The 12963-nt window shown below is 57.8% G+C and carries 6 protein-coding genes and 1 pseudogene; 3 read left to right on the top strand and 4 right to left on the bottom strand.

The annotated features are described in order from the left end of the window. From HMPREF2724_RS10660 to HMPREF2724_RS10650, 3 genes are all read left to right on the top strand, one after another. A partial coding sequence (locus tag HMPREF2724_RS10660) for an AMP-binding protein (protein WP_070588545.1) occupies positions 1-1447 on the top strand: 1447 nt, incomplete at its 5' end. A gap of 181 nt (positions 1448-1628) precedes the next feature. Then, on the top strand, positions 1629-6410 hold the full coding sequence (locus HMPREF2724_RS10655; RefSeq protein ID WP_070588544.1) for a type I polyketide synthase: 4782 nt from the start codon (positions 1629-1631) through the stop codon (positions 6408-6410). Beyond that, a complete protein-coding gene (locus tag HMPREF2724_RS10650; protein WP_062043135.1) occupies positions 6410-7954 on the top strand; it encodes an acyl-CoA carboxylase subunit beta in 1545 nt (514 codons plus the stop codon). Before HMPREF2724_RS10655 ends, HMPREF2724_RS10650 begins: the two co-directional genes overlap by 1 nt. Before the next feature lie 240 nt (positions 7955-8194). Here HMPREF2724_RS10650 and HMPREF2724_RS10645 read toward each other — a convergent pair whose 3' ends face one another. The 4 genes and pseudogenes from HMPREF2724_RS10645 to HMPREF2724_RS10630 all read right to left on the bottom strand — a co-directional run bounded on the left by HMPREF2724_RS10645 (position 8195) and on the right by HMPREF2724_RS10630 (position 12961). After that, entirely contained in the window at positions 8195-9259 is a 1065-nt protein-coding gene (locus HMPREF2724_RS10645; RefSeq protein ID WP_061925021.1) for an HNH endonuclease signature motif containing protein, read from the bottom strand. Between the two features lie 41 nt (positions 9260-9300). Beyond that, positions 9301-9645 carry a DUF3054 domain-containing protein gene (locus tag HMPREF2724_RS10640; RefSeq protein WP_061925014.1) on the bottom strand — a complete coding sequence of 115 codons (345 nt, stop codon included), beginning with the start codon at positions 9643-9645 and terminating at the stop codon, positions 9301-9303. Between the two features lie 6 nt (positions 9646-9651). Continuing rightward, positions 9652-10668, bottom strand: a complete 1017-nt coding sequence (locus tag HMPREF2724_RS10635; protein WP_062043141.1) for a lysylphosphatidylglycerol synthase transmembrane domain-containing protein — start codon at positions 10666-10668, stop codon at positions 9652-9654. Further along, positions 10665-12961 (bottom strand): annotated as a pseudogene (locus HMPREF2724_RS10630) (MMPL family transporter). Before HMPREF2724_RS10630 ends, HMPREF2724_RS10635 begins: the two are co-directional and overlap by 4 nt. Positions 12962-12963: the final 2 nt, after the last annotated feature.

Below are 12963 nucleotides of genomic sequence, written 5' to 3'. Positions count from 1 at the left end.
CTTTGGAGATTCGAATCCTTCGATTGTTCTGACCAACAATGTTTCTGCAGCCGCAGTTCGCCGCTACTTCGCAGACTTGCCGTCGGCGCAGCGCCCACGCGTGATTTCCATCGATTCTCTGCCGGATTCGCTCGCGGCTTCGTGGAAGAATCCAGTTGAACAAGGCGCCGGTGAGGGAGCAGCAGCGCCCGTCGACGCTCCCGCTTTCCTCCAGTACACCTCCGGCTCTACCCGCACTCCAGCGGGCGTGTTGCTGACTAACCGCTCGATTTTGACGAATGTGCTGCAGATTTTTGCTGCGGTACACATCAAGACGCCGCCGCGCATCGTTTCCTGGCTGCCGTTGCACCACGATATGGGCATTATTTTGGCTTCTTTCGCCACCATTTTGGGCTTGAACTTTGAGATGATGTCACCGCGTGACTTCGTGCAGCAGCCGAAGCGTTGGGTGCGCCAGATTAGCCGTCAGCCGGGTGATGAGAACTTTGCGGGAATTTATGCCGTGGTTCCGAACTTTGCGCTCGAGCTGGCTGCTCGTTATGGCGCACCGGTTGCGGGTGAGGATATTGATCTGTCGCATGTCGATGGCATTGTCATCGGCTCCGAACCTGTAACAGAGACTGCAGTGGACAATTTCTGGGAGGTCTTTAGCAAGTACGGTCTCAAGCGCGAGGCTATGCGTCCTTCCTATGGTTTGGCAGAGGCAGCGTTGATGGTGGCTACTCCGCAGGAAGGCGAGCGCCCGCTCATCACGCACTTCAACCGTGAGCAGTTGACGGCAGGCAAGGCCGTTGTGGAGGCTAAGTCCGATCAGACGGTGGCTTTTGCATCAAATGGTCAGGGCATGCCTGCTCAGTATCTGACGATCGTGGACCCAGAAACCAAGGCTGAGCTTGCCGACGCCCAGATCGGCGAGCTGTGGCTGCACGGCGACAACATGGCAGCCGGTTACCTAGGCCGCGAGGACGAGACAGCTTCTACTTTCCGGAATACTTTGGCCACGCGCCTGCCGGAGGGTTCCCGCGTTGTTGGGGCGCCGGAAGATGACAAGTGGATGGCCACGGGCGACCTTGCCACCATCGTGGATGGTCACCTCTACATCACGGGCCGTTTGAAGGACTTGATCGTGGTTGCGGGACGAAACCACTACCCACAAGATATCGAGGCAACCGTCCAGGAAGCCTCGGCGCATGTGCGACCAGATTCCATCGCTGCTTTCTCCGTGGAAGGTGGAAATACCGAGCAGCTAGTGCTGCTGATCGAACGTGCTGATGATGCAGATTCTGCAGGCGATGAAGCAGCGACCGAGGTTATTCGTACCGCCGTCTCGAAGGCACACGGTATTACGCCGGAGGTCATTCGCTGGTTTAGTGCGCATGAAATCAATCGCACTTCTTCTGGGAAGATTGCACGCCGTGTAGCAAAGAAGCACTTCCTCGCGAGCTAACGCCGCGCTCTAATCGCTTTCTCACCTCTGCTGTATTGCACTGCCATATAGCAGAGGTGAGTTGTTATCGTGACAGAAGTTAACAAAATGAGACAATAAAGCGATAAAGATTGCATGCATGCGGCAACCAGTGCTGTGCAGAATTGTGCGGAAACTCCCCATTTATAGAAAGCTAATTTAGATGACTGTTGAAGAACTACGAGGCTGGCTACGCAATTGGGTCGCGCAAACCACCGGCCTATCCGCTGAGGAAATTACTGATAGCAAGCCTCTAGAAAACTTCGGGTTGTCCTCCCGCGATGCAGTGGTTCTCTCCGGTGAACTGGAGAACCTACTCGGGATGAAGTTAGAACCGACTGTCGCTTATGAATACCCGACTATTGCACAGCTCGCTGACCGTCTGGTCAACGGTGTAGCATCCTCGAGCAACTCCGCGGCCGATTCCAGCAGCGGTACCGCCTCCTCGCGCAATGCCGGCATCATTGGCGGCGATATCGCGATTATCGGTGAAGCTGGCCGTTTCCCCGGCGCGCAGAACGTCAAAGAGTTCTGGGACATGTTGGTCGAAGGCCGTGCCGGAACCGGCCCGCTACCTATGGGCCGCTGGTCGGAGTACGCCGCAGAGCCGACGGTCTCGGAAAAGATCGCTAACCAGAACACCGATGGCGGTTACCTCGAAGACATTGCTAGCTTCGATGCGGAGTTCTTTGGGCTTTCTCCCCTCGAAGCCGCGAACATGGATCCTCAGCAGCGCATTCTTCTCGAACTAGCTTGGGAAGCGCTCGAGGACGCAGGGCTTCCAGCCAACCAGCTGCGCGGCACTGCAACGGGCGTGTACATGGGCTCGACTAACAATGACTACGGCATGCTCATCGTCGCTGACCCTGCAGAGATGCACCCTTATGCCATGACCGGCACCTCTTCTGCAGTGGTGGCCAACCGCATCTCCTACGCACTGGACCTGCGTGGCCCTTCCATCAACGTGGACACTGCATGCTCCTCCTCGCTGGTCGCTGTTAGCCAAGCCGTCAATGACCTGCGCACAGGTGCCTCTGACGTAGCTTTGGCCGGCGGCGTTAATATCCTCGCAGCTCCGCATGCCTCGACTGGTTTTAGCGAACTTGGAGTTATCTCCCCGACCAGCGCTATCCACGCTTTCTCCGACGACGCCGACGGTATCGTCCGCTCTGATGCCGCCGGCGTTTTGGTGCTCAAGCGTCTCGCCGATGCCGAGCGCGATGGTGATAACATCCTCGCCGTCATCAAGGGCACTGCCGTTAACTCCGACGGCCACTCCAACGGACTAACCGCCCCGAACCCAGACGCGCAGGTTGACGTCCTTGAGCGCGCCTACGCCGACGCTGGTATTGACCCGCAGCTAGTCGACTACGTCGAAGCCCACGGCACCGGCACCATCCTCGGAGACCCAATCGAGGCCACCGCCCTTGGCCGTGTTCTCGGTTCCGGGCGCGAAACGGCAGCGCCGATGCTTCTCGGTTCTGCGAAGTCGAACATCGGTCACTCTGAATCCGCTGCTGGCGTAGTTGGCCTCATTAAGGTCATCGAGTCGATGCGCCACGGTGTCATCCCGCCAAGCATCAATTTCTCCGCCCCAAACCGCTACATCGATTTCGACAACGAGCACCTCGAAGTCGTTGAGGATCCCCGCGAGTGGCCGGAATACTCGGGCCAGAAGGTCGCCGGTGTCTCAGGCTTCGGCTTCGGTGGAACCAACGCGCACGTCGTCCTCACCGACTACCGCGGCCTGACTGCCGAGACCGCAGCGCAGGTCAACATCGACGAGGGCGCTCCAGTCTCCCTGCCGATTTCCGGTCTTCTGCCATCCCGTCGCGCGGCTGCTGCAGGCCAGATCGCTGACTACATCGAGCAAGAACATCCTGACCTGCTTTCTCTCGCGCGCACGCTTGCGCGCCGAAACCATGCACGCTCCCGTGCAGTGGTGACGGGCGTCAGTGAAGAAGACGTCGTCAAGCGTTTGCGTCAGGTAGCCGACGGCAAGGTCTCCATGGGAATCGCCTCTGCAGATTCCCCGTCTGTACCAGGCCCTGTCTTTATCTACTCCGGCTTCGGTTCCCAGCACCGCAAGATGGTTAAGGATGTGCTCGAGATTTCTCCAGCGTTTAAGGAACGCTTGGAAGAACTCGACCGAATCGTCGAATTCGAGTCCGGGTGGTCCATCCTTGACATCGTTGCCGACGACGCCCAAACCTATAACACTGAAACCGCCCAGGTAGCGATTACCGCAATCCAGATTGCTTTGACGGACCTTCTTGCATCCTTCGGCGTTCGTCCGGCGGGTGTTATCGGTATGTCCATGGGCGAAATCGCCGCTGCCTACGCTTCCGGCGGTATCACTGCAGAAGACGCCATGCTTATCGCCGCTCACCGTTCCCGCTTGATGGGCGAAGGTGAAAACTCGCTCGGTGAGGAAGAACAAGGCGCAATGGCTGTTGTCGAGCTTACTGCTGCTGAAATCGAAGCTCTGGACGGCAACATTGAACCTGCCGTCTACACCGGCCCTGGTATGACAACTGTTGGCGGTCCGCGCCCTGAGGTCCTCGCTTTGGTGGAAAAGCTGGATGCAGAAGGAAAGTTCGCACGCGCTCTTAACGTGAAAGGTGCAGGACATACCTCGGCTGTGGACCCAATTCTGGGCGAGTTGTATGCAGATATCGCTGGTATCGAACCACGGCCGCTGCACACGACGCTGTACAGCTCTGTTGATCGCGGTGAAATCTACCGCCCAGGTGCCCTTGTCCACGATGAGGATTACTGGATTCGTATGACTCGCCAGCCGGTCATGCTGCAGGATGCTACGGAAGCTGCTTTTGCCTCTGGACATACGCAGATTGTGGAAATATCACCGAACCCAATTGCGTTGATGGGGCTAATGTCGACTGCCTTTGCAGTTGGTAAGTCTGACGCACAGTTGCTGTTTAGCTTGAAGCGGAAAGTTGATCCGACGGAGTCTTTGTTAGACCTTCTGGCGAAGCTGTATGTGGCTGGTGCGCCGGTGGACTACACCGCGGTCTTTGGTTCGGGCGCGCTTGTCGACGCCCCGCATACCCAGTTCAAGCGCCAACGCTTCTGGACGAATGCCCGTCCTTCCTCTGGCATCTCTGGTTTGCCAGGTGCGCGAGTTAACCTGCCGGAGGGCAAGGTTGCGTTCTCGACGAATGCAGACCAAGCTCCTTCTGCTCTGGCAATTTTGGAGGCTGCTGCTGAGGCGGTTACTCCGGGGGCACAGATTGTGGCTTCGGAGGAGCACGGTGACTTGCCACCGCAGGGTGAGGTAACCACTGTGGTGTCGAAGTCATTGGGCGGCCTGTCGATTGCGGTTTACTTTGTGAACGGTCCGGCTACGCAGCTGGTTGCAGAGGGTTTCGCTTCCGCATTGAACTTGGCTGAAACCGGCATTCCGGGTGTGGCTGCGATTGCCGAACCTGCCGCACCGAGTGCACCGGCATCCTTTACTGACGTCAGCGACGTAGAAGCTGTGCGTTGGGACCCATCGAAGGAGACGGTGGAGGAGCGGCTTTCGCTGATCGTCTCTGAGTCAATGGGCTACGACGTTTCTGACCTGCCGCGTGAGTTGCCGCTGATCGACCTAGGCCTGGACTCGTTGATGGGCATGCGTATTAAGAATCGCGTGGAAAATGACTTCCAGATTCCACCGATGCAGGTGCAAGCGCTTCGCGACGCCTCTCTCGCCGATGTCATCACCATGGTCGAGGATGCCGTCGCCGGTAAGTCTGTTGCTGGTGCTGCCGAGACCAGCGCTGCGGAGGTTGGCGCTGTAGAAGCCGACGCTGAAAAGGACGGCGTCGACAAGCACGATGCAGAAAACAGCGCTGAAGGCGTGGGTGTTGCCCCTCGTGATGCCTCTGAGCGCATGGTCTTTGGCACCTGGGCAACTTTTACCGGCAAGGCAGCAGCGGGCGTGACCTCTCAGCTTCCGCAGATTGATGAATCTGTAGCGGCGGATATCGCGCAGCGCCTGAGCGAGCGTGCTGGCATTGAAGTCACAACTCAGCAAGTCCTCGATGCCGAGACCCTCGAACCTTTGGCGGACCTTGTTCGCGAGGGGCTGGAGACCGAAGTCGAAGGCAACATCCGCGTTCTCCGCGAAGCCGAGGGACCCGCTGTCTTTATGTTCCACCCTGCCGGCGGAACGACGGTTGTCTACCAACCACTGGCGCGTCGTCTGCCAAGTGATGTCGCAGTCTACGGCGTCGAAAGGATCGAAGGCTCCTTGGAGGAGCGCGCTACTGCCTATATCGATGACATCATCAAGTACGCCCGCGGCCGCAAGGTAGTTCTCGGCGGCTGGTCCTTCGGTGGTGCTTTAGCCTATGAGGTTGCCTACCAGCTAGCGGACCGCACAAAGCGCGGTGAGGAAAGCGCAGAGGTTGCTTTCATCGCGTTGCTCGATACCACTCAGCCTTCAGATCCTGCTCCGGATACTCTCGAGGAGACTAAGGCGCGGTGGGGTCGTTACGCTGCCTTCGCAAAGAAAACTTATGGCCTAGACTTCGAGCCGCCATACGAGATGCTCGAGACCATGGGCGAGGATGCCTTGATGACCATGCTCGCAGAGTTCCTGTCTAACACCGATGCATCTGAGCACGGCTTGGCTGCTGGTGTCTTGGAGCATCAGCGCGCGTCCTTCGTGGACAATCAGATTCTGGGCAAGTTGGATATGCAGCGTTGGGCTGATGTTGACGTCCCGGTGATTTTGTTCCGCTCGGAGCGCATGCATGAAGGTGCCATTGAACTCGAACCGCGGTATGCCGAGATTGACCCGGATGGTGGCTGGGGCGCTATCGTTGAGGATCTGGAAATCGTGCAGCTGCAGGGCGATCACCTAGCAGTTCCTGATGAGCCGGCTATCGGTATCGTGGGCAAGCACATGAATGATTGGATCGAGGAGAAGATTCGGTAGTGACTACTACTGCTCATAAGCTGGAAGACCTGCGCCAGCGCTTGGAGCGCGCGCAGGACCCAGGCAGCGAGCGCTCCCGCAAGCGCCGCGATGACGCCGGCCGCTCAACCCCGCGTCAGCGTATTAATGCGCTGCTCGACGAAGGTTCTTTCGTTGAAACGGGTGCCTTGGCAAAGACCCCGGGTGACCCGGACGCGATTTACTCGGACGGCGTTGTCACCGGTTATGGCCGCGTGAATGGCCGCCCAGTGTGCATCTATGCGCACGATAAGACGGTTTATGGCGGCTCGGTTGGCGTTATCTTCGGTAAGAAGGTTACCGAGATTATGGACATGGCCATCAAGATCGGCTGCCCAGTAATCGGTATTCAGGACTCCGGCGGCGCGCGTATTCAGGATGCGGTGACTTCGCTGGCGATGTATTCGGAAATTGCGCGTCGCCAGCTGCCACTTAGTGGTCGTAGCCCGCAGATTTCCATCATGATGGGTAAGTCTGCTGGCGGTGCTGTGTACGCCCCGGTTACTACTGACTTCGTTATCGCAGTCGATGGTGAGGCCGAGATGTATGTGACCGGCCCTAACGTCATCAAGGAGGTCACGGGTGAGGAGATTACTTCCCATGACCTTGGTTCTGCGCGCCAGCAGGAGCTAAACGGAAACGTTAGCGCTGTGGTTGCCTCGGAAGACGATGCTTTCGATTTGGTACGAGACTTGCTGGACCATCTGCCGCTGACTTGTTTCGATGAGGCGCCGGAGTTTGCAGCTCCCGAGGATTCGGAGCTCGAAGATCCAGAGCTCAATGAGTTCATGCCTGACGACACGAACGCGGGCTATGACATGTTGGAGCTTTTGGCGCAGCTAGGTGATGACGAAGAAATCATCGAGCTACAAGAAAACTACGCGCCGAACATGATTACCGCCTTTGGCCGAATTGATGGCAAGGCTGTCGGTTTTGTTGCCAATAACCCGATGCATCTGGCCGGTTGTATCGATGCCGATGCTGCGGATAAGGGCGCGCGCTTTATCCGTATTTGCGATGCTTATAACATTCCGCTCGTCTTCGTCGTTGATACTCCGGGCTACCTGCCGGGCGTTGAGCAGGAAAAGGCGGGGCTCATCCACCGCGGCGCTAAGTTCGCATTCGCGGTGGTGGAGGCAACGGTGCCTAAGGTATCGCTGATTGTGCGAAAGGCTTATGGCGGCGCTTATGCGGTTATGGGTTCAAAGAACCTGACCGGTGATATTAACCTGGCCTGGCCGACTGCGCAGATCGCTGTGATGGGCTCTGCGGCCGCAGTCGTGATGATTGCAGGCAAGCAGCTCGAAGCTGCAGAGACCCCGGAGCAGCGTGCAATGACGAAGAAGATGTTTATGGACTTCTACGACGAAACCATGACTGCTCCATACGTGGCGGCGGAGCGTGGATATCTCGATGCAATGGTGGAGCCGAGCCAGTCGCGTTTGGCATTGCGTCAGGCATTGCGCCAGCTGGCCACGAAGACCGAAAGTGACTTGCCTAAGAAGCACACCATCGCGCCGATGTAACGCCCTAAAGGGGAGCGGACGATAAAGGTGGATGAAACGACCTCAGAAATGAAGGAGAAAGTAAATGTTGCTGTCTAGCGCACTCGATATTGTCGGTGAAATCATCAACTACGTCGTTATGATTTTCAACTATGGCGCAGCAATGTCCAGCTAAGAACTTTTGCCAGAAGCCTTTCTGGCAGCCGAAAGCAGTCTTCCCACAGGGCAACTTGTGGGAAGACTCTTTTTGTATAGCGGGGTTTATATTGCAGGGCTGGGAACTACGACTGGTCTGCCACCGCCGGGAGGCAACCAACATATTCGACCTCTCAAGCGGGCCATTCTTCCGCGGCCGGTGGGTTTATCGGGTGAATCATCGTTGATGGCGTTGTGGTAGTGGCATAACGGAACCAAATTGTCGATGTTTGTCATTCCGCCGTCTTCCCATCTATCCAGGTGATGGAATTGGCATTCGTTGGCTGGGCGCCGGCAGCCCAGCCATGCGCAGGTGGGATGCTCAGCCGCCAACATGGTGCGCTGTTTTGCCGACGCAAAACGCCGCGTGCGGTACAAGTTAACCGGGCCAATTTCTGGATGAACGAGGGTAACGAAGCCGATGTCTGCGAAACGCTTCTGGATGAACTCTGCGCCGCTTAGCGTTCCGCCATCTGTGGCCAGAAGCTGGATATCGTCGCCGTCACCGCGGGCGATTTTATCTAGCTGTTCCAAGCGCACAATCACGTGCGCATGCAGCTGTGGCGAGCTGGAGCCAGCGCCGCTAAATACTTGGCGGACTGCTCCGAGCAAGTCGAGGCCGGCTGCAGCTTCTTCAGCCGCAGTTGCGGCGGCAGTGGGGTCTTTAGCAGTGGCTTTGATGGTGCCGAATAAATCAGCAATAGCGCGCGGGGAGTCAGTAATGACGAGACTGTGCGGGCCATTATCGCGCCGTAGCACCTTTACCCCGCGGGCAACCTGCGGTGGCTTCCTTAGCTCTTTCAGGCGGGCGACAGCCACCTTGGCAATATCGCGCTCCCTGGTGGCACACAGTTCTTCTCGTAGGCGCCAAGCTTTGCGCTTATCCCTAACGCGGCCGACGTACTTTTCAATCTCTCGCAGCGATTCCAAAGAGTGCGAAGTATTTCGCGCTGCGCGCTGCATGGCGCTGAAAGCAGTCTTTCCAAAATAGATTTCATGCAAGGACAACAAGGACTGCGCAAAAGACTCGGTGGCGCCCATCGCCACCAACTCGCTGCGGTTGTGGCCCGCACATAACGAGACCACGTGCATACCGCGCGCAAGTACCCCGAGTAAGTCCCCCAACTTCATGCCCAAACCATAAACGGCGTGGGGTGGCCCCGCAACTGGAACTAGTGGCGGCGGGAAGCGAGTGCGGCGATACCGCGCCAGCCGAAGAAGAACAGTGCCGACATCGTGGTTGCAACGATAAGGAAGCTGTAGTGCGGAAGGCGGCCGTTCACCAGCATCCATAGAGCCATTCCGCCAATTACAGCAGAAAGCCAAACTACGAGGCCTTCCTTCCAACGACCACCGATTTTTGCAGCGAGGATGATAACCCATCCGAGAAGAGCGCCGACGGTCCACGGCCAGAATGCATCAACCCAGCTACTGAAGGAGAGCCCTCCATGCGCAATGCGGGCGAGAACTGCGAAGATGGCGAGGGCGATGATGTCGATAATCGGTGCTGTGCGCATGAGTGTTTAAGTGTCCTTTCGATTCAGCGCTTGGTAGGTCAGCCCCTTGCTGGCGTAATGCACAAAGTAGATGACCCAGCCAATGATAGTGACCAGAGCAAAGGAAATAAGGCGGTAGATAATCGCTGCGGAGGTGGCATGTGCGGCAGTCAGGCCCGTAGCCACCAGCGGCGCAATGAGGGCGGCCTCCACCGTTCCAAGACCGCCCGGCGTAACCTGCGCCGAGCCCGCCAGCTTTGCGGCGAGGAAAGCGAGGGCGATGCCGGCCATCGTTGTGTGGTCTTCAGCAGCGCGTAGCCAAGGAATTTCTCCAGTAATGGCCCACACGCTGGCCCACAAAGCGAGCATGTCGCACAGGCGGTGCAAGAGCGAGGAGATACAAATGACCGCAAACGGGCCGCGGCTCAAGTGCACCTCGTCAAGGTTGTTTACTTCCTTGCGGACGCGCGCTAGCTTCGCACCCTTGAGAACTCGCTGGTGGTTTAGCCAGCGCTGAATGGTTGCCGGGTGGGATGTAATCCAGAAGATAGCGCCCATTGCCGCCAGCATCAGGACGATGGTGGTCAGCAACGACCCCAATGCCATATCCGCGTTCAAGAAAAACACACCGGCGACGCCGATGAGAGCCAGGAACATCGAGGAAATGATCGATGACAGGAACAGGAAATAGCTGCACAATGCCACCGATGCGCCCCACCCGCGCTGTACCTGGAATGTCAGGATCGCAGCGAAGGCCGGTCCTGCGGGAAGGGTGGTGGACCAGGAATTGGAGGCCAGCGTAATTGCATAAGTTTCCCGCAGCGGGACCTCAATCTTGCCGGCCTTGATGAGCAGACGCATGACCTCTGCCATGCCGGCAATAGACCCGAATGCGAAGAGTACAACCAGCACGACTGGTAGCGGCTCCGCATGCCGAAGGCGTGTTAGGCCCTCGGCGATAAAACTCAGGTGGCCACGAAAGAACCATCCGAGTGCGATCAGGATGAGCAGCGAAACAATCCAGGTTAACCAGTTCTTCTTCATCGCTCTCCCGTGCGCTTATCGGCTTGGAGGCGCTGCATGAGCTCGCTGAATGGGATGAGGGAAGAGTCTTCCGCGAGGGAACGGCCACTGCGCTCGGGGCCTTCGTCCTCGTCTTTAGATGGCATCGCGGCAGCGGTTGGTTGGGCAGCAGACGGTGCAGAGACCGAAGCTGGCTGGCTGGAAGCTGGGGCGGGTTCGCGGCCGTGACCCAACTTGTCGTAAGCGCGATGGATGAAGCGGGGCGCCCACCAGTTGTCTTCCCGCAGCAAGTGCATGACGGCGGGACGAGCAGCATGCGGACGATGGTGGCGTCGATAAGCAGTGCAAAAATCATGCCGAAAGCGATGTATTTCATCATCACGATGTCGGAAAAGCCGAAAGCGCCTGCCACTACAATCATGATGAGAGCCGCAGCCGTAATAATGCCACCGGTGTGCGCAGTGCCGATGGCGATGGCTTCATCTGTATCGGCACCGTCCGTACGACGCCTTGCCTCCACCATGCGGGAGACTAGAAAGACCTCGTAATCGGTGGAAAGACCGAAGACGATGGCAATGATAAGCACCAGAATTGGACTCATCAGCGGGCCGGCAGTAAAGCTCAAAGCGCTCGCTCCCAAGCCGTCGACGAACATCAGGGTCAAAATGCCGAGCGTTGCGCCGAGGGAGAGCAGCGTCATCAAAATGGCCTTAATCGGCAAGATGAAAGAGCCGAAAACTAGAGACATCAGCACGAATGTTGCCAGGACGACGTAGAGTGCCATCCACGGCAGCTTGTGGAAGAGGGCATCCAAAGACTCAACCTCCATGGCCGGAGTGCCTCCCACATAGAGCTCAACGCCCTCCGGTGCTTCCACCTGCTCGAGTTCGTGGACGATACGGGCGTAGTCATCACGATCCTTGATACCCGCAGCAAGGACGGTGGTGCCGTCCTTCGTTGGAGTAACAGGGCCCATCGGCTTGGTGAGGCCTTCGAGCTGGCGTACTTGCATGACGACGTCGACAAGCTGCTGATTGGTGGCGTTAGTTACCACTAGCTTTACCGGCTCAGTGCGGAAGGACGGGAACTGCTCGTTGAACTCGTCCTGAGCCATGCGGGTTTCATGTTGAGGCGGCAGGTAGGTCTCGTTGATGCCACCGAACTTAACGCCAAGAACCGGCAAGGTAAGGGCAATGAGCAGGCCGCAGATGGCCACGGTCATGAGCTTGGCATGGCGCATGGCCCAACGAGGAAGCTTGTACCACACTGTGTCTTCTAAACGGCGGGCTTTTCGAGAAGTCTTGCGCACGGAGAACTTGTCGATGCGCTTGCCCAGCAGGCCGAAAAGCGCCGGCAAGACGGTCACAGACAACAGCGCTGCTAGGCCTACTGCAGAAATCGAGCCATAAGCCACGGACTTCAGGAAGGCCTGCGGGAATAGGAAAAGACCAGACAACGCCACGGTCACCATGCCCGCGGAAAAGACCACGGTTTGGCCGGCTGTGGCGGTAGTGGTGGCAACGGCATCGGGGGTCGAGCGGCCTTTATCCAGCTCCTCGCGGAAGCGAGAGACCATGAACAAGCCGTAGTCGATAGCAAGGCCCAAACCGAGCAGCGTTACGACGGCCTGGGCAAAGACGTTGACCTGCTGGAAGCCAGCGAGCACAGACAAAATACCCAGCGAGCCCAAGATAGAAAGGCCACCTACAACAAGCGGCATGCAGGCAGCGACAACCGAGCCGAAGACAATCAGCAGTAGGAGACCAACCAAAGGAAGGGCTGCTTTTTCAGCGCGGGAGATGTCGTGCGCCATGCCCTCATCGAGGCTGTCAGCGACGGCAGTAGCGCCAGCGACTTTGACTGGGATGTCGGTGGCGGTGAGGTCGCTTTCAATCGCGCGGAAGTCCTTCAGCGTCTGCTCGCCGTCGCCTTTGAGGCTGATAGCGGCAAAGGCAGTGCTGTGGTCCCGATCGACCAAGTTTGGGTTCTTGGTATCAAAGTAGCTGGTGATTCCATCGATTTCCTGCGGGTGCTGTTCTTTTAGCGTTGCGAGGTGGTCCTTTGCTGCGGCAAAGTTCTGATCGGGATCAGAAAACAGCAGGATGACGTCGCCGGAGTTATCGCGCCCGAAGGTTTCCTGTTCGATGCGGGCTGCGCTTGTCGACGCCGCGCCGGGGTCCTCCCAGCCTTCCTGGCTCATGCGCTCGCCTAAGCGAGTACCGAAGCCGATGAAAAGCAGCAGGATGATGCCAACAATGACGAGCGGGACGACTTTGCGATGCGCATAGGAAAAGCGGCCCCAAGCGTAGAACATGG

The organism is Corynebacterium sp. HMSC071F07 (assembly GCF_001810285.1).
Taxonomy (GTDB): domain Bacteria; phylum Actinomycetota; class Actinomycetes; order Mycobacteriales; family Mycobacteriaceae; genus Corynebacterium; species Corynebacterium simulans.
Note: the sequence above shows the minus strand (reverse complement) of the source record. Positions and strands in the feature narration are given on the sequence as shown.

Coding starts and splice junctions, on each gene's coding strand:
- HMPREF2724_RS10635 (WP_062043141.1), bottom strand. CDS start 10,668: ATGAAGAAGAACTGGTTAACCTGGATTGTTTCGCTGCTCATCCTGATC.
- HMPREF2724_RS10645 (WP_061925021.1), bottom strand. CDS start 9,259: ATGAAGTTGGGGGACTTACTCGGGGTACTTGCGCGCGGTATGCACGTG.
- HMPREF2724_RS10655 (WP_070588544.1), top strand. CDS start 1,629: ATGACTGTTGAAGAACTACGAGGCTGGCTACGCAATTGGGTCGCGCAA.
- HMPREF2724_RS10640 (WP_061925014.1), bottom strand. CDS start 9,645: ATGCGCACAGCACCGATTATCGACATCATCGCCCTCGCCATCTTCGCA.